19 protein-coding genes are annotated in these 16,806 nt (G+C 71.5%); 15 read left to right on the top strand and 4 right to left on the bottom strand.

Annotated elements, in window-relative coordinates; all coding sequences use genetic code 11:
* Positions 1-7: 7 nt before the first annotated feature.
* Complete coding sequence (locus tag ACFVXC_RS05355) at positions 8-1,159, top strand: NADH-quinone oxidoreductase subunit D (protein WP_389901669.1); 1,152 nt, start codon at positions 8-10, stop codon at positions 1,157-1,159.
* Between the two features lie 4 nt (positions 1,160-1,163).
* Here the strand turns inward: ACFVXC_RS05355 and ACFVXC_RS05350 are convergent, their stop codons facing one another.
* Positions 1,164-2,132, bottom strand: a complete 969-nt coding sequence (locus ACFVXC_RS05350) for an SAM-dependent methyltransferase (protein WP_389902979.1) — start codon at positions 2,130-2,132, stop codon at positions 1,164-1,166.
* Between the two features lie 161 nt (positions 2,133-2,293).
* Here ACFVXC_RS05350 and ACFVXC_RS05345 point away from each other — a divergent pair, with 161 nt between their 5' ends.
* The gene (locus ACFVXC_RS05345; RefSeq protein WP_389901666.1) at positions 2,294-3,496 is read left to right on the top strand and encodes a sensor histidine kinase; all 1,203 of its coding nucleotides are present in this window, start codon (positions 2,294-2,296) and stop codon (positions 3,494-3,496) included.
* 117 nt (positions 3,497-3,613) lie between these two features.
* Complete coding sequence (locus ACFVXC_RS05340) at positions 3,614-4,288, top strand: response regulator (protein WP_389901664.1); 675 nt, start codon at positions 3,614-3,616, stop codon at positions 4,286-4,288.
* Positions 4,289-4,373: 85 nt separating this feature from the next.
* On the opposite strand, the gene ACFVXC_RS05335 is transcribed toward ACFVXC_RS05340, so the two are convergent.
* Entirely contained in the window at positions 4,374-5,486 is a 1,113-nt protein-coding gene (locus ACFVXC_RS05335; RefSeq protein WP_389902977.1) for a DUF5937 family protein, read from the bottom strand.
* 217 nt (positions 5,487-5,703) lie between these two features.
* Here ACFVXC_RS05335 and ACFVXC_RS05330 point away from each other — a divergent pair, with 217 nt between their 5' ends.
* On the top strand, positions 5,704-5,949 hold the full coding sequence (locus ACFVXC_RS05330) for a hypothetical protein (protein ID WP_389901661.1): 246 nt from the start codon (positions 5,704-5,706) through the stop codon (positions 5,947-5,949).
* On the opposite strand, the gene ACFVXC_RS05325 is transcribed toward ACFVXC_RS05330, so the two are convergent.
* Positions 5,906-7,102 carry a threonine aldolase family protein gene (locus tag ACFVXC_RS05325; protein WP_389901658.1) on the bottom strand — a complete coding sequence of 399 codons (1,197 nt, stop codon included), beginning with the start codon at positions 7,100-7,102 and terminating at the stop codon, positions 5,906-5,908. The genes ACFVXC_RS05330 and ACFVXC_RS05325 overlap by 44 nt on opposite strands.
* A 147-nt stretch (positions 7,103-7,249) precedes the next feature.
* Here ACFVXC_RS05325 and ACFVXC_RS05320 point away from each other — a divergent pair, with 147 nt between their 5' ends.
* From ACFVXC_RS05320 to ACFVXC_RS05270, 11 genes are all read left to right on the top strand, one after another.
* Positions 7,250-8,185: a Rossmann-like and DUF2520 domain-containing protein gene (locus ACFVXC_RS05320; protein WP_389901656.1), complete on the top strand. Its 936-nt coding sequence runs from the start codon at positions 7,250-7,252 to the stop codon at positions 8,183-8,185.
* The gene (gene panC, locus ACFVXC_RS05315; RefSeq protein ID WP_389901654.1) at positions 8,182-9,183 is read left to right on the top strand and encodes a pantoate--beta-alanine ligase; all 1,002 of its coding nucleotides are present in this window, start codon (positions 8,182-8,184) and stop codon (positions 9,181-9,183) included. Before ACFVXC_RS05320 ends, panC begins: the two co-directional genes overlap by 4 nt.
* A complete protein-coding gene (locus ACFVXC_RS05310; protein ID WP_389901653.1) occupies positions 9,180-10,967 on the top strand; it encodes an L-aspartate oxidase in 1,788 nt (595 codons plus the stop codon). Before panC ends, ACFVXC_RS05310 begins: the two co-directional genes overlap by 4 nt.
* A 2-nt stretch (positions 10,968-10,969) precedes the next feature.
* Positions 10,970-12,004 carry a carboxylating nicotinate-nucleotide diphosphorylase gene (gene nadC / locus ACFVXC_RS05305; protein WP_389901652.1) on the top strand — a complete coding sequence of 345 codons (1,035 nt, stop codon included), beginning with the start codon at positions 10,970-10,972 and terminating at the stop codon, positions 12,002-12,004.
* Positions 12,005-12,011: 7 nt separating this feature from the next.
* Positions 12,012-12,818 (top strand): type III pantothenate kinase, encoded by an 807-nt coding sequence (locus tag ACFVXC_RS05300; protein ID WP_389901650.1) that lies wholly within the window; start codon positions 12,012-12,014, stop codon positions 12,816-12,818.
* A gap of 138 nt (positions 12,819-12,956) precedes the next feature.
* Complete coding sequence (locus ACFVXC_RS05295; RefSeq protein ID WP_389901648.1) at positions 12,957-13,367, top strand: hypothetical protein; 411 nt, start codon at positions 12,957-12,959, stop codon at positions 13,365-13,367.
* A 124-nt stretch (positions 13,368-13,491) separates the two neighbouring features.
* A complete protein-coding gene (locus ACFVXC_RS05290) occupies positions 13,492-14,142 on the top strand; it encodes a hypothetical protein (protein WP_389901646.1) in 651 nt (216 codons plus the stop codon).
* A 14-nt stretch (positions 14,143-14,156) separates the two neighbouring features.
* Entirely contained in the window at positions 14,157-14,327 is a 171-nt protein-coding gene (locus ACFVXC_RS05285) for a hypothetical protein (RefSeq protein ID WP_383267737.1), read from the top strand.
* A 154-nt stretch (positions 14,328-14,481) separates the two neighbouring features.
* A complete protein-coding gene (locus ACFVXC_RS05280) occupies positions 14,482-15,006 on the top strand; it encodes a BlaI/MecI/CopY family transcriptional regulator (RefSeq protein ID WP_389901644.1) in 525 nt (174 codons plus the stop codon).
* A gap of 9 nt (positions 15,007-15,015) precedes the next feature.
* Positions 15,016-15,549 carry an amino-acid N-acetyltransferase gene (locus tag ACFVXC_RS05275; RefSeq protein WP_389901642.1) on the top strand — a complete coding sequence of 178 codons (534 nt, stop codon included), beginning with the start codon at positions 15,016-15,018 and terminating at the stop codon, positions 15,547-15,549.
* Positions 15,550-15,772: 223 nt separating this feature from the next.
* Entirely contained in the window at positions 15,773-16,111 is a 339-nt protein-coding gene (locus ACFVXC_RS05270; protein WP_351171837.1) for an Lsr2 family protein, read from the top strand.
* Here ACFVXC_RS05270 and ACFVXC_RS05265 read toward each other — a convergent pair.
* Positions 16,090-16,683, bottom strand: coding sequence for an SCO3374 family protein (locus ACFVXC_RS05265; protein WP_389901640.1), 594 nt, complete (start codon positions 16,681-16,683; stop codon positions 16,090-16,092). The genes ACFVXC_RS05270 and ACFVXC_RS05265 overlap by 22 nt on opposite strands.
* Positions 16,684-16,806 lie beyond the last annotated feature (123 nt).

Below are 16,806 nucleotides of genomic sequence, written 5' to 3'. Positions count from 1 at the left end.
TGCGCGCATGAGCCCCACGACGGAGACCACGCTCGGCATCGGCGGCGCCGCGGAGAGCACCGACATGGTGCTCAACATCGGACCCCAGCACCCCTCCACGCACGGAGTGCTGCGCCTGCGGCTCGTCCTCGACGGCGAGCGGATCGAGCAGGCGGAGCCAGTCATCGGCTATATGCACCGCGGCGCGGAGAAGCTCTTCGAGGCGCGTGACTACCGGCAGATCGTGGTGCTCGCCAACCGGCACGACTGGCTTTCCGCGTTCTCGAACGAACTCGGTGTCGTCCTTGCCGTGGAGCGGATGCTCGGCATGGAGGTGCCCGAGCGCGCCGTCTGGATGCGCACGCTCCTCGCCGAGCTGAACCGCGTCCTCAACCACCTGATGTTCCTCGGTTCGTACCCGCTCGAACTGGGCGGAATCACCCCGGTGTTCCACGCGTTCCGGGAGCGCGAGGAGCTCCAGAACGTGATGGAGGAGATCTCCGGCGGCCGCATGCACTACATGTTCAACCGGGTGGGCGGCCTTAAGGAGGACCTGCCCGCCGGGTGGACCGCACGCGCGCGCGGCGCTGTCGCGTCGGTCCGCTCCCGGATGGACGTCTACGACAAGCTGGTCCTCGGGAACGAGATCTTCCGCGGTCGTACGCGCGGCGTCGGAGTGCTGTCCCCGGAGGCCGTGCACGCCTACGGAGTGAGCGGTCCCATCGCCCGCGCCTCCGGAGTCGACTTCGACCTGCGCCGCGACGAGCCCTACCTCGCGTACGGGGAGCTCCAGGACACCCTGAAGGTCGTCACGCGGCAGGAGGGCGACTGCCTGGCCCGCTTCGAGTGCCTCCTGGAGCAGACCCACGTCGCCCTCGACCTCGCCGACGCCTGCCTGGAGCGGCTCGCCGAACTGCCGCAGGGGCCGATCAACCAGCGCCTCCCGAAGGTGCTCAAGGCCCCCGAGGGCCACACGTACGCGTGGACCGAGAATCCCCTCGGCATCAACGGCTACTACCTGGTCTCCAAGGGCGAGAAGACCCCTTACCGCCTCAAGCTCCGCTCGGCGTCGTACAACAACATCCAGGCCCTCGCCGAACTGCTGCCCGGCCAGCTCGTCGCCGACATGGTGGCGATCCTGGGATCACTGTTCTTCGTGGTCGGCGACATCGACAAGTAGCGGGTCACTCAGCAAGTAGCGGTCGCTCAACAAGCAGCGGGTCGCTCAGCCCCACCGGCTGGATCAGCCATCCGAAGTCGCCGAGCCCGCCCGGAGCGGTCAGCTCGGCGGCCTCTCCCGCGCGCGTGAGGGCCTGTACGTACGCCACCGGATCGCTGGAGGCCAAGGAGAGGGGCGGGCGGCCACCGCTCACCCCCAGGGCGTTCAGGGCCGCACGCTGGGTCAGCCGGGCCGCTCCGGGCAGCGCGCACGCGTCCAGTGCCACATGGGCCGTGATGTCGCACGTGCCGTCCGGCACGGGCGCCGTCCCGCGGCCCGCGCAAAAGCCGGCCAGGGTGCCGAAGGGCGGCCGTCCGGCGCGGTCGTGCGCGTAGTCGACCGCGACCGCAAGGCCCCGCGTCAGCGCCCCCGAAGCGCTCGCCCACGCCTCGTCCCTGGGGCGGCCGATCTCCGCGCGCAGGCCCGGCTCCGGGGCGAGTGGCCACCAGCGCGCGAGCCACTGGGCGTCCGGCCCTTCGACGGGGCCGCCCAGCGACTCGGTGCCGTCGTCGCGTACGAGAACACGCCGGACGACACCGTCCGGCGCCACCTCGGCGACATCCAGAGGGACGTTGTCCAGCCACTCGTTGGCGAACAGCAGGCCCATGACGCCGTCCGGCGCCCGGCCGCACCACTCGACGCGCGGATCGAGCCCCTCCGGGCGTTCGGCCCGCTCGACCGCGAAGGCACGCGCGCGCGTCGCCACCTCGGCGGGCAGCGCGGCCAGGACGCCCGCGGTCAACTCGCCTCGGCCCGCGCCGAGATCGACGAAGGCCAACTCGACCGGGTGGCCGAGCGCCTCGTCCACGCGGCACAGCAGCCGGGCCACCGCGCCCGCGAAGAGCGGCGACGCGTGCACCGACGTACGGAAGTGCCCCGCGGGTCCTTCGGGGCGCAGATAGAAGCCGTCAGGCCCGTAGAGGGCGGCCTCCATGGCCTCCTGCCAGCCGCGCCGCGTGTCTTTCCGTTCGCCCCGGACCTCGTTCGTCACGCGAGAAGGCTAAGCGGCCTCCACCTTGGGGAGTACATGCGAGCGATACGGATCGGCCCTCCGGTTGACCCCGGAGGGCCGAACCGCTGCCTACGCTGGGTGACGTGCAACGCGTCTATGACTTCCTCCGCAGACACCCGACCGGGGTCGATGGCTTCTGGGCCGTCGTCCTGCTCGGGATCTCCGGCATCGGTCTGGTCTCCAATGGCGAGGGGGCAGGCCATGGCCCGGTGGTCGTGGCCGCTCTGGTCGCCGTCGGCATGTCCGTCGTGGTGGCGCTGCGCCGCAAGTACACCGAGAAGATGCTGGTGCTCGCCGTCGTCCTCGGTGTCGTCCAGCTGATCTTCGACGTCAAGACGATGCCCGCCGACTTCGCGATGCTGGTGATCATCTATACGGCGTCTGCCGACGGCGCGAAGTGGGCCTCGCGGTTCGCCCTGATCGGCGGTCTGTGCGCGGCTCCGCTTTCGTCGATGCGCTGGCCGGAGGGGAGCATAAGCGTCTTCGGCAACATCCTCTTCACGGTCTTCCAGATGGTGCCCTTCGCACTCGCCTGGGTGCTCGGCGACTCCATCCGCACCCGTCGCGCCTACTTCGCCCAGCTCGAGGAGCGCGCCGACCGCCTGGAGAAGGAGCGGGCCGCGCAGTCCAAGGTCGCGGTGGCGGCCGAGCGGGCCAGGATCGCCCGCGAGCTGCACGACGTGGTCGCGCACAACGTCTCGGTGATGGTCGTCCAGGCCGACGGCGCCGCGTACGTCCTCGACGCGGCCCCCGAGCAGGCCAAGCAGGCCCTGGAGACCATCTCGGGCACCGGCCGCCAGGCGCTGGCCGAGATGCGCAGGCTGCTCGGCGTGCTGCGCACCGGCGAGCACGAGGAGAGCGGTGAGTACGTTCCGCAGCCCGACGTCGAGCAGCTCGACGAGCTCATCGAGCAGGTGCGCACGGCCGGTCTCCCGGTCGACTTCAAGGTCGAGGGCACCCCGCGCCCGCTGCCGAGCGGCGTGGAGCTCACGGCGTACCGCATCGTGCAGGAGGCGCTCACCAACACCCGCAAGCACGGCGGCGAGAACACCGGCGCGAGCGTGCGCCTCGTCTACTTCGACGACGGCCTTGGGCTGCTCGTCGAGGACGACGGCAAGGGCGCGCCGCACGAGTTGTACGAGGACGGCGGCGCCGACGGCAGCGGGCACGGCCTGATCGGCATGCGGGAACGCGTCGGCATGGTCGGCGGCACCCTGGACGCGGGTCCGCGCCCGGGCGGCGGCTTCCGCATCAGTGCGCTGCTCCCGCTCAAGCCCGCAAATTGACACCTGTCACCGATTCGTCCACGCCCTAGGCTCGTGACCACACCGATTCGCTCATGAATTCGCTCATGAGCACATCCAGAACACATTCACCAGAACACATTCAGGAGAGGGCCCTTGATGTCGATCCGCGTCATGCTCGTCGACGACCAGGCGCTGCTGCGCACCGGGTTCCGCATGGTCCTCGCCGCACAGCCGGACATGGAGGTCGTCGCGGAGGCGGGCGACGGTGTCGAGGCGCTCCAGGTGCTGCGGACGACCGAGGTCGACGTGGTGCTCATGGACGTACGCATGCCGAAACTGGACGGTGTGGAGACGACCCGGCGCATCTGCCAGGACGAGAACCCGCCGAAGGTCCTCATCCTGACGACCTTCGACCTCGACGAGTACGCCTTCTCGGGCCTCAAGGCGGGCGCCTCCGGTTTCATGCTGAAGGACGTGCCTCCGGGGGAGCTGCTCGCCGCGATCCGCTCCGTGCACAGTGGTGACGCGGTGGTCGCGCCGTCCACGACGCGGCGCCTCCTCGACCGCTTCGCTCCGATGCTGCCGAACGCGGGCGGGCAGCCGCAGTACAAGGAGCTCGAGCGGCTCACGGAACGTGAGCGCGAGGTCATGATCCTGGTCGCCCAGGGACTTTCGAACGGGGAGATCGCGGCGCGGCTCGTCCTGTCGGAGGCCACGGTGAAGACCCACGTGGGGCGCATCCTGACCAAGCTCGGACTGCGGGACCGGGTGCAGGTGGTGGTTCTCGCGTACGAGACGGGTCTGGTGCGGGCGGGCGGCGGGGCGGCCTGACGGCTGCGGCTGCCCTGATCGCGGGCGGCCGTGCGGGGGCTCTGATCCGGCCGTGCGGGGTCTTTGACCCCGGGGAGCCGCGGAGTCAGCGCAGGATGCCCTCCAGGAAGTCGCTGCCGAGGCGGGCCACCACGGTGACGTCCAGCTGGTGCATCACGTACCGGCCGCGACGTGCCGTGGTGACCAGGCCCGCCTTCTTCAGGAGCGTGAGGTGGCGGGAGACCTCCGGCGCCGTGAGCCCGGTGGCGTGGGCCAGCTCGCCGGTGCTGAAGGGCGCGCGGGCCATGTCGCGGCACAGCCGCAGGCGCACGGGGTGGGCCAGGGCCGTGAGCCGCCGCTCCAGGGTCTCCACGGAGGTGGGCTTGGCCAGGTCCGGGGCGGACACGGGGTAATGGATCACCGGGCGCCAGCCCGGGGCGTGCAGGACCATCAGGTGCGGCCAGGCGAAGTGCGAGGGCACGAACGTGAGCCCCGCGCCCAGGGTGTGGTCCAGGGCCGTCGTGGTGCCCGGCACCAGTTTGTCCGCGGTGACGCGGCGTCCTTCGGCGTCCACCGAGAGCGCCGCCGACACCGAGGTGAGCACCTCGGCCAGGCCCTTGTGGCGCAGTATCTCGGTCTTGTGCCGGGCGTCGGCGGCCAGTTGGACGCGCACCCGTCGCCAGGTGTCGGCGAAGAACGCCTCGTCGCAGTCCTCCAGGAGGCGGCGCAGCCAGGCCCGGACGGTGTGCGGATCGGCCAGGAGGCGCTCGGCGAAGTCCAGCTGCCGGGTGCCGCGCGTGGCGGCGAGCTCCAGGGCACGGGCGCCCCTGACGGGGTCGGTGAGCGGCGAAGGCCCGCCTTCGTTGTACGTCGTGCCGCAGGTGAACTCCAGGGCCGCCATGACGAATCGCTCGTCGTCCAGGCGGTCGAGCAGGTCGAGCTCCTCGGCGAGCGTCGCTCCCGGCCTGCCGTCGCCGTCCACGAGGCCCGCGAACGGCATGAACACGTCCGAGAACGTGTTCCGCCACAGGAAGTCCGCCTCGCACAGCCGGTCGGCGAGGTCCGGCTTGAGGCAGGCGGTGGTCGCCGTGGCCCAGCCGTGCAGACCCGGATGGTGTCCCGGTTCGGACAGCGCGTGCAGGGCGACGCCCAGCTCGGCCAGGGGCGAAGGGTCGAAGAAGATCCGCTCCTGCGGCAGGCCCGCGATCTCGATGTGCACGCTCATGGCCCCATCGTGCACCGCGCCACTGACATCCCGGCCGCCGATTGACGTCCGGTGTCAATCGGCGCGACGGCGGCTCGGTGGCGGGCGCAGTCTGTGGTGACCGGGTCGGCATCCACAGCGGCCCGTCTCAACCCACTCCTGCGCCGACTCTGCTTCCCGTCGTCCCATGGGTGCCCGATAAGTACTATTTGTCTTGAGAGGCGAACCCGTCATGAGCATCACTCAGCAGTACCTGCTCGACAGCTACCGCGCCGCCCAGCACGACGAACGCACCCCGCCCGCCCCCGGTCGGCAGGACTGGCAGATCGTCCGCGAGGTGCGCGACTACGGACGCTTCCGTGCCGTCGTCGAGGAACGCCCCGCCCACGGACGGTTCCGCGCCGCCCTGGCCGGCTTCGTCGCCCGCGCCGGGCTCAGCCGGGGATCCGCCGTACGAACTCCGCGACCGCATCATTGACGTCGCCGGGCGTCCACTCCAGGCCCGCCTCGGTCACGGTGACCTCCGTGACCGAGAGGCCGGGCGGCCCGTCGGGGGACCAGCGGCTGAACAGGTGGGTCTTGGTCTCCTCCGCCTGCCCGAGCGCGGCCTCGGTCAGGACATCGGCGTCGTACGGCAGCCAGACCTGGAACTGATGGGTGTGCGGCCGCTCGGGGTGCACCCGCGACCAGGGCACCCCGGCGGCCGCGAACCCCTCGCGCAGCGCGTCGGCCACCACGCGCGCGTGGGCGACGTAATCCGGCAGGCGCGGAAGCGTGTTCCGCAGGCCGAGCAGGGCGGCGACGGCGGCCGGGTACTGCTGGAAGACCAGCCCGCCGTAACGGTGCCGCCAGGTCTTCGCCTCGTCGATCAAGGTGCGCGGGCCCGCGAGCGCCGCGCCGCTCAGGCCGTCCAGGGACTTGTAGAACGACACGTAGACGGTGTCCGCGAGCCCGGCGATCTCCGCGAGGGGGCGGCCGAAGTGCGGCGTGCACTCCCACAGGCGGGCACCGTCGAAGTGCACCACGGCGTCGCGTTCGCGGGCCGCCTCCACGACCTCTACGAGCTCCTCCCAGGACGGCAGGACGAAACCGGCGTCCCGGAGCGGCAGTTCGAGCATCAGCGTCCCGAAGGGCTCTTCGAAGTCCCGCACTTCCCCGGCCGTCGGCAGCCGCGGCTCGCTCGTCGGATGCACCGTGCGCAAGCCGCTCACCGCGTACAGGGCGCCCCTTTCGTGGACCTCGGGGTGGGCCCTCGGGTGCAGGGCGACAGTCGCGTCGCCCGTGCGGCCCGCCCAGCAGCGCAGGGCGACCTGCTGGGCCATCGTGCCGGTCGGGAAGAAGGCGGCGTCCTCCTTGCCGAGCAGCCGGGCGACCTCGTCCTCCAGGCGGCCGACGACGGCGTCGCCGTAGATGTCGACGGGCTCGGCAGGACCCACGACCTGCGAGGCCGCTTCCGCGAGTGCCGAGAGGCGCGTGGCGAGCGGGACGTGCGCGGACCAGCGGTGGAGGGTCCGGTCGGCGCCGAATCCCGCGGCCCGGCGGCGGGCGGCCAGCAGGTCCTCCGCGCTCGCCTCGGATCCGTCGCCGTCCGCATGCTGCTCCGGCCCCGGTGCTTCGTCGTGTGACGTCATCCCCCGAGCATGCCGTGCGGTCGGCCGCCGGTCATATCAATACCCACAGCCTGTGGACAGCGCAGGACGCGGCGCGGACCAATCGCGTTAGCATGACGAGAAATCGTCCGGTACCCCGAGCGGACTGGAACGGGAAGGCGTCATCGCGTGAACGCACCTCATCAGCCAGACCCGCGGGACCGCCCCGCGAGGCTCACGGTGGGCGTCGTGGGAGCGGGCCGTGTCGGCCCCGCGCTCGCCGCGGCACTCCAGCTCGCCGGGCACCGCCCGGTCGCCGCGTCAGGAGTCTCGGAGGCGTCCGTGAGACGCGCGGCGCTCCTGCTGCCCGACGTCCCCCTCGTCACGCCCGCCCAGGTCCTGGAGCGCGCCGACCTGGTCCTCCTGACCGTGCCGGACGACGCCCTGCCGAGCCTCGTGGAAGGCCTCGTCGAGACCGAAGCGGTCCGCCCCGGCCAGCTCATGGTGCACACCTCGGGGCGGTACGGCACCAAGGTGCTCGAGCCCGCGCTGCGAGCAGGCGCCCTGCCGCTCGCCCTGCACCCCGCCATGACGTTCACCGGCACCCCCGTCGACGTGCAGCGCCTGGCGGGCTGCTCCTTCGGCATCACCGCCCCCGAGGAACTGCGCCTCGCCGCCGAGGCGCTGGTCATCGAGATGGGCGGCGAGCCCGAATGGATCGCCGAGGAGTCCCGCCCGCTCTACCACGCGGCGCTCGCGCTCGGCGCGAACCACCTGGTCACGCTGGTCGCCGAGTCCATGGACCTGCTCCGGGACGCGGGCGTGGAGGCCCCCGACCGGATGCTCGGCCCGCTGCTCGGAGCCGCCCTGGACAACGCGCTGCGGTCCGGGGACGCCGCACTCACCGGACCCGTCGCGCGCGGGGACGCGGGCACCGTCGCCGCGCACGTCGCCGAGCTGCGCAAGCACGCGCCGCAGACCGTCGCCGGATATCTGGCGATGGCCCGCGCGACCGCCGACCGGGCGCTCGCCCACGGACTGCTCAAGCCCGAGCTCGCCGAGGACCTCCTGGGGGTCCTGGCGAACGGAGAGGGCGGGAGCGGCGCCGGGGGAGGCACGCGATGACCAGCCTGGTGCACACCGCCGAACCACTGCGCACGCGCACGCGTGCGGGCCGCCGGGTCGTCGTCATGACCATGGGGGCCCTGCACGAGGGTCACGCCACGCTGATCCGCACCGCGCGCCGCATAGCGGGCGAAGAGGGCGAAGTCGTCGTCACGGTCTTCGTGAACCCCCTCCAGTTCGGCGCGGGCGAGGACCTCGGCCGCTATCCCCGCACGCTGGACGCCGACGTCAAGATCGCCGGACAAGAAGGCGCGGACTTCGTGTTCGCACCGTCCGTCGAGGAGGTCTATCCGGGCGGCGACCCGCAGGTCCGGATCAGCGCGGGCCCCATGGGCACACTCCTCGAAGGGGCAACACGCCCCGGGCACTTCGACGGCATGCTCACGGTCGTCGCCAAGCTGCTGCACCTCACACGGCCCGACGCGGCGCTGTTCGGACAGAAGGACGCCCAGCAGCTCGCCCTCATCCGCCGCATGGTGCAGGACCTGAACTTCGGCGTCGAGATCGTCGGCGTACCCACCGTGCGCGAGGACGACGGCCTGGCCCTCTCCAGCCGCAACCGCTATCTCTCCCCGGCCGAGCGGCGCACCGCACTCGCGCTCTCCGGCGCTCTCTTCGCGGGCCGCGACCGGCACGCCGCGCAGGAAGCCCTCCACGCGCGGGCCGCGCTGGCCCCCGTCACGCGCGCACGCGCCGACGCCCTGAACGCCCTGGGGGAGTCCCGCGCCGCGGCCGACACCCACGCCCTGGCCCAGTCCGTCACGCCGGCCGTGCCCGGCGGCCCCGCGGCCGTCCGCGCCGCCGCCCGGCAGGTCCTCGACGAGGCGGCCCGCCGCCAACCCCCGCTGGAGCTCGACTACCTGGCCCTTGTCGACCCGGCCGACTTCACGGACGTACGGCCGGGCCACATCGGTGAGGCGGTCCTCGCCGTCGCCGCCAAGGTCGGCGCGACCCGTCTGATCGACAACATTCCGCTCACGTTCGGAGCCACCGCATGAGTGCCACCGGAATACGTCTGCACGCCCCCGCCCCCGGCTGGTCCCTGGCCGCCGACGTCGTCGTCGTCGGCTCCGGAGTGGCCGGACTGACCGCGGCCCTGCGCTGCTCGGCGGCGGGCCTGAAAACCGTCGTGGTCACCAAGGCCAGCCTGGACGAAGGCTCCACGCGCTGGGCCCAGGGCGGCGTCGCCGCGGCGATCGGCGAGGGCGACACCCCCGAGCAGCACCTGGACGACACCCTCGTGGCGGGCGCCGGGCTGTGCGACGAGGAGGCCGTGCGCACTCTGGTCACCGAGGGCCCCGGCGCCGTGCGCCGCCTCATCGAGACCGGCGCGCACTTCGACACAGGACCCGAAGGCGACATCGAGCTGGCCCGCGAGGGCGGCCACCACCGCCGCCGCATCGCGCACGCGGGCGGCGACGCGACCGGCGCGGAGATCTCCCGCGCCCTCGTCGAAGCGGTGCGCGCGCATGGCATACCGACAGTGGAGAACGCCCTGGTCCTCGACCTCCTCACGGATGCCGAAGGACGCACGGCCGGTGTCTCCCTGCACGTCATGGGAGAGGGCCAGCACGACGGCGTGGGCGCCGTCCACGCCCCCGCGGTCGTCCTCGCCACCGGCGGCATGGGCCAGGTCTTCTCGGCGACCACGAACCCCTCCGTGTCGACGGGCGACGGTGTCGCGCTCGCCCTGCGCGCGGGAGCCGAGGTGAGCGACCTGGAGTTCGTGCAGTTCCACCCCACCGTGCTCTTCCTGGGCGCCGACGCGGAGGGCCAGCAGCCGCTGGTCTCCGAAGCGGTGCGCGGCGAGGGAGCCCACCTCGTGGACGCGGACGGCGTGCGTTTCATGGTCGGCCAGCACGAACTCGCGGAGCTCGCGCCCCGGGACATCGTGGCCAAGGGCATCACGCGGCGCATGCAGGAGAAGGGCGCCGAGCACATGTACCTCGACGCCAGGCACTTCGGCGCCGACATGTGGGAGAACCGCTTCCCGACGATCCTCGCCGCCTGCCGTGCCCACGGCATCGACCCGGTGACCGAGCCCGTCCCCGTCGCCCCGGCCGCGCACTACGCCTCCGGCGGCGTCCGCACCGACCCGCACGGCCGCACCACGGTCCCGGGCCTGTACGCCTGCGGCGAGGTCGCCTGCACCGGCGTCCACGGCGCCAACCGCCTCGCCTCCAACTCCCTCCTCGAGGGCCTGGTCTACGCCGAGCGCATCGCCGCGGACATCGCGGCGCGGCACGCGGAGAAGACCCTCCCCGCGCTCTACGCGGCAGTACCCATCCCCGTGCCGGCACCCGCACCGGTGCCCCACCCCGACACCCCCGCGCACCCCCTGCTGCCCCCCGAGGCCCGTTTCGCCATCCAGCGCGTGATGACCGACGGCGCCGGAGTGCTCCGGTCCGCCGACTCCCTCTCCGACGCCGCGGCCCGACTCGCCCGCATCCACGCCGAGGCGGCGGGCGCGCTCGCCGAGGACGGCAAGACCGCCGAGCCCGGCGTCGACACCTGGGAGACCACCAACCTCCTGTGCGTGGCACGCGTCCTGGTGGCCGCCGCACAGCGCCGCGAGGAGACCCGCGGCTGCCACTGGCGCGAGGACCACCCCGACCGCGACGACGAGGCCTGGCGGCGCCACATCGTCGTACGCCTGAACGCGGACCGGACCCTGGCGGCGCACACGACAGAGTCCCCCGACTTCCCGCCGACCAGTCCAGGCCCCGGCCCGAGCTCCAGCCTCAGCCCGAGTCCCGGCCGCCCAAGTCCCCAGGAGATGTGACCGTGAGCACCCCCGACGACCTCCCTCTCGCCCCCACAGGCGGCGGCTGCGGCGATGCCTGCGGCTGCGGCGCGGACGACGCGTACGACCCCCTGGAGTGCGGCCTCGACCCCGCCCTCGCGCAGCTCCTGACCGACGCGGGGCTCGACCCCGTACAGGTCGAGGACATCGCGCACATGGCGATCGAGGAGGACCTGGACGGCGGCGTGGACGTCACCTCGGTCGCCACGATCCCCGAAGAGGCCGTCGCCACCGGCGACTTCACCGCGCGCGAGGCCGGCACGGTCGCCGGCCTGCGCATCGCCGAAGCCGTCATCTCCCTCGTCTGCACGGACACGTTCGAGGTCGAGCGGCACGTGGAGGACGGCGACCGGGTGGAGGCGGGCGCCAAGCTGCTCAGCGTCGCCACCCGCACCCGCGACCTGCTCACCGCCGAGCGCACCGCGCTCAACCTCCTGTGCCGCCTCTCCGGCGTGGCCACGGCCACGCGCGCGTGGGCCGACGCGCTCGACGGCACGAGCGCCAAGGTCCGCGACACCCGCAAGACGACGGCCGGGCTGCGCGCCCTGGAGAAGTACGCGGTGCGCATGGGCGGCGGCGTGAACCACCGCATGTCGCTCTCCGACGCGGCACTGGTCAAGGACAACCACGTGGTGGCCGCGGGAGGCGTGGAGCAGGCCTTCAAGGCCGTGCGCGCCGCCTTCCCCGACCTCGCCGTGGAGGTCGAGGTCGACACCCTCCACCAGCTGCGCGAGGTCGTGGACGCGGGCGCCGACCTGATCCTCCTGGACAACTTCACGCCGGGCGAGACCGAGGAGGCCGTGGCCATCGTGGCGGGCCGCGCGATCCTGGAGTCATCGGGCCGCCTCACCCTGGAGAACGCCCGGGCGTACGCGGACACGGGCGTGGACTTCCTCGCGGTGGGCTCCCTCACCCACTCCGCGCCGATCCTGGACATCGGCCTCGACCTGCGCCCGCCCGTCTCCCACCACCCTTCCAAGGAAGCGCCTCGCGCGCTTTCCGATGGGGCGGAGTGACGACGACATGCTGCTGACCATCGACGTCGGAAACACCCACACCGTCCTCGGCCTCTTCGACGGCGAAGAGATCGTCGAGCACTGGCGCATCTCCACCGATGCCCGCCGCACCGCGGACGAACTCGCCGTGCTCCTCAACGGCTTGATGGGCATGCACCCGCTCCTCGGCGAGGAGCTCGGTGACGGAATCGACGGAATCGCCATCTGCTCGACGGTCCCCTCCGTCCTGCACGAACTGCGCGAGGTCACCCGCCGCTACTACGGAGACGTGCCCGCCGTCCTCGTGGAACCCGGCATCAAGACCGGCGTACCGATCCTCATGGACAACCCCAAGGAGGTCGGCGCCGACCGCATCATCAACGCGGTCGCGGCGGTCGAGCTCTACGGAGGCCCCGCCGTCGTCGTCGACTTCGGCACGGCGACGACGTTCGACGCGGTCTCCGCGCGCGGGGAGTACACCGGTGGTGTCATCGCCCCCGGCATCGAGATCTCCGTCGAGGCGCTCGGGGTGCGGGGCGCCCAGCTCCGCAAGATCGAGCTGGCCCGGCCGCGCAGCGTCATCGGCAAGAACACCGTGGAGGCCATGCAGTCGGGCATCCTGTACGGCTTCGCGGGCCAGGTCGACGGCGTCGTGCAGCGCATGGCCCGCGAACTGGCCGGTCCGGGCGGCGACCCCGACGACGTCACGGTCATCGCGACCGGCGGCCTCGCGCCCATGGTCCTCGGCGAGGCGTCGGTCATCGACGAGCACGAGCCGTGGCTGACCCTCATCGGCCTTCGCCTGGTCTACGAGCGGAACATCGCCCGGACTTGACCGCTCCGGCCGGGGCCCGCGAGGCCGGCGGCTCATAACTGGCGGCTCATAAGCGGGGCTTGCGCACACAACCCCGCGCGCCATACAAGAGTCTGCGCAGGGGCGGGACTTGGGCGGGTTCGAGCGGGCGTGGAGATAATGGGGCGTAGGGGACGACTGGCCGCGACAGTGGCGGCCGGGGTGCTGGCCGGGCTCGCCGGACCGGCCGCGGCGGCGAGCGCGGTCACCGGTTTCGACGACGGGTTCGAGGGCGGTCGTGCGGCGCACACAGTGACGTACGCGATGACGCGGACCGTGACGCACGCGGTGACGTACGCGGTGGACGACTCCTCCGGCGGCCCGACCGCGACGGTGTCCCCGTCCGCCGCCCCCACCGCGTCGGCCACCTCAAGCATGTCGTCCGACGTCCGGGACGACCCCGCCGACGGTCCTGACGGCATCATCGCGGACACCGGCGCGGGCGTGCTCCCCTGGATCACGGTCGCCGCGGCCGGGGCCCTCGGGGTCGGCGCGGTCGTCTTCGCGATGATCCGCCGCCGCTCGGAGTGAATCGGCGGCCACGCGAGCCGCTGCCACGCGAGCCGCTGCCACCCGAGCGGCAGCCACCGAGCGGTAGCCACGCCACATATTGGCGTTAAGCGGATTTTGTCCGTTTAACACGTATCTTCGGCTCATGCCCACGCCATATGGATCTCGCGGCGGCATGGCCTTCGGTACGGAGGAGCTGCGTGTGCTCCGCCGCGCTCTGGCCCTCGCCCTGCATCCAAGACCCGCCTCCGACGAAGACGTCAAGGACTGCCACCGCCTCGCCGACGCCGTCGACGAGGCGGTGAGCGAGGGCGCCAGGCTCCGCGCCTTCCTGCTGGCCGACCTCGCCCGCTACCGGGCGGCCCTGCCCGGCACCACGACCGGCTACCTCGCACTCCTCGAGGACGTCCTCGCCTCCGGCTACCAGCCGGGCCCCGACGACCTCGCCGCGCTGCGCGCCCTGCGCGGCAACCCGGTCGCCGCCGCCCTCCTCGATCGCTGCCGGACCACCGCCGAACGGGCCGTACGCGCCCGCCTCGCCGGCCGGTCCCATACGTCCGGCACGTCCGCCCCGGCGCCCCGCCCCCTCGTTCCCGCCTCACGCACGCGCCTGCTCGCCCTCCCCGGCGGCCGGAGTGAGCGCGACGACCGGGCGGCGCCGAAGCCCGTTACGCCGAGCGCCCCGCCGGCGAAACCGGCCGCTCCCGAGCCGCCCCGCCCCGTGCCGACCCCGGCCGAGGTCTTCCCGCCCAAGCGCAGACCGACGGACCCGCCGCACCAGCTCGCCGCGGGCTAGCTACTCTGGGGGGCATGGAATACGTCTCCGCGCTCCTGCCCCCCGTAGTGATGGCCGTGTTCTTCGGCGGTCTCATCGTGACGATCGTGAAGACCCAGGGCGGCGCCAACAAGGCCAAGGAGGACGCGGCCGTCGACGCCGTGCTCGCCCGCGCCGAAGGCGCCCAGCAGACCCCGAAGGCCTGACCGGTCCTGACTTCCGGTGACCCGAGGTCACCACCCGCACACTCTTGGCGTACGACTCGCTCACATTCCGAGTCGTACGCCCTTTTTGTTGGGGAAATGACCCCTCCGCCACGTCCGTCATGGGATTAGTGACATCTCCCACTATTGTTCTGGTGTGCCTCGCCCCTTGGGAGAACTCGAAGACTCAGTCATGACACGGGTGTGGAAGTGGAACCGCCCCGTGACCGTTCGAGAAGTCCTGGAAGACCTTCAGCAGGAACGGTCCATCGCATACACCACCGTCATGACCGTTTTGGACAATCTTCATCAGAAGGGCTGGGTGCGCCGTGAAGCGGAAGGCCGCGCCTATAGATATGAGGCGGTCTCCACTCGGGCCGCCTACGCCGCCGCACTGATGAACGAAGCATGGTCGCGGAGTGACAACCCCGCCGCCGCTCTCGTCGCCTTCTTCGGGATGATGTCGGCGGAACAGCGCGAGGCACTCAGTGACGCGATGCGCATCATCGGCCCGGCCGCTCAGGTCCCTCTCTCCGAAGGCGCCGTCACTCAAGCCCCGGAGAACCCCGTTCAAGCCCCGGAGAACCCCGTTCAAGCCCCGGAGAACCCCGGCCAAGCGCTGGAGAACCCTGGCCAAGCTCCGGAGAACCCCGGCGCGGCTGAGCCCGAAGCAGAGCGATAGCGTCCGCTCATGCCAGCAGAACCCCCTGAACTCAGCGCTAAAGCAGTCTCCGTACGCCGGGCGCGCACAGCCGATGTGCCGGTCGTGCGCAACCTCCTCGACTCCTACGTCCGCCAGGGGATCCTGCTCGACAAAGCGACGGTCGCGCTTTACGAGTCCATCCAGGAGTTCTGGGTGGCGGAACGCGACGACAACGCCGACGTCGTCGCCTGTGGCGCCCTGCACGTGATGTGGGAAGACCTCGCGGAAGTGCGCACTCTCGCCGTGAACCCCGATGTCAAGGGCGCCGGAGTGGGGCACCAGGTGTTGGGGAAGTTGCTGCAGACCGCTCGTTGGCTCGGAGTCCGGCGGGTTTTCTGTCTCACCTTCGAAGTCGACTTCTTCGCGAAGCACGGGTTCGTGGAGATCGGTGAGACACCTGTCGACGGAGATGTCTACAGCGAGCTGCTGCGTTCCAAAGACGAGGGAGTCGCGGAGTTCCTCGGCCTCGAACGAGTGAAACCGAACACCTTGGGCAACAGTCGGATGCTTCTGCATCTGTGATCGTCGCCGGTATTCCGGGCTGTCCGCTGCCCGGGTTCCCTATGTCCGAAACGCGCATGTTTCCTGGGTTCCCGTGGTCATCGGTCTCTCCCGGGGGTTTGTGTTTTCCCAGCAAAAGCGGTTTGCTTTCCGACGTACTGCAGTACTGCATATAACAGGGGGCGGCGATTCAGCGGCTCGCGCCGTTCGATCCGGCCCGAAGTTATCGATGAAAGGAAATCCGGTGGCACAGAAGGTTCAGGTCCTTCTTGTCGATGACCTCGACGGTGGCGAGGCAGACGAGACCGTGACGTTTGCGCTGGACGGCAAGTCTTACGAGATCGACCTCACCACGTCGAACGCGGACAAGCTCCGCGGTCTTCTTGAGCCGTACCTCAAGGGCGGTCGTCGTACCGGTGGCCGTGGTTCGGCCGGGCGCGCCAAAGCCCGTGCCTCTGCCACGAGCGGCGGTCAGGACACCGCGGCGATCCGTGCCTGGGCGAAGGACAACGGCTTCGAGGTCAACGACCGCGGCCGCGTTCCCGCCTCCATTCGCGAGGCCTATGAGAAGGCCAACGGCTGACGACGGGTTCGTCTCAAACGGACCCGGTGGCAATGCGTTGCCGCCGTGTCCACAAGTCGTACGAGACCGGAGCCCACGGCGGGTTCGCTGTGGGACACCGTGCCACCCCCCACGCAGGACAGGGAAGGCAGTGCCGGCAGCGTCGGCTCCACCTCGCACCCGGGCTCCGGGGGTCGCAGCCACACGGCGGCCCCCTGCGTGCCGGACCACCCCGGAGGCGTGGGCGCGTCGACGAGACCGTCCGCTCCGATGGCCGTGAGATCCAGCGCGATGTCGCCCCATTCGAGCCACTCCAGGAGCCCCGGCAGTTCGTCGGCGCTCCCCGCGGCCACGAAGAGCCGCATCGAATCGCCCCGCAGAGCCACCGGAGCCTTCGGGCCGACATGCCGCAGGGCGGCGAATCCGGCTTCGGCGGGCAGCTGCAGTACATCGAAGCGGAGCCCCGTCAGGAGCTGCACCGGAAGGCCGGGACGGCGATCGGCCGTCGCCCAGCCGAGTTCGTTCGCGTACCACTGCCGGACCGGGTCGCTCTGCTCGACCGGTTCACGAGGCTGGGGAACGGTGATGGCCATGTCCGGAGCAACCGGCCGGAAGGGCCTCGGGTTACGCAGAGTGTCGCTACGATCGCACGCGGTGTCCGGAAAAGAGGCGTGCGGACATGTTCGGCGGCGCAAGGGTGTTCGCCCGTAGCGGAG

The organism is Streptomyces sp. NPDC058257, assembly GCF_042881845.1.
Classification (GTDB): domain Bacteria; phylum Actinomycetota; class Actinomycetes; order Streptomycetales; family Streptomycetaceae; genus Streptomyces.
Note: the sequence above shows the minus strand (reverse complement) of the source record. Positions and strands in the feature narration are given on the sequence as shown.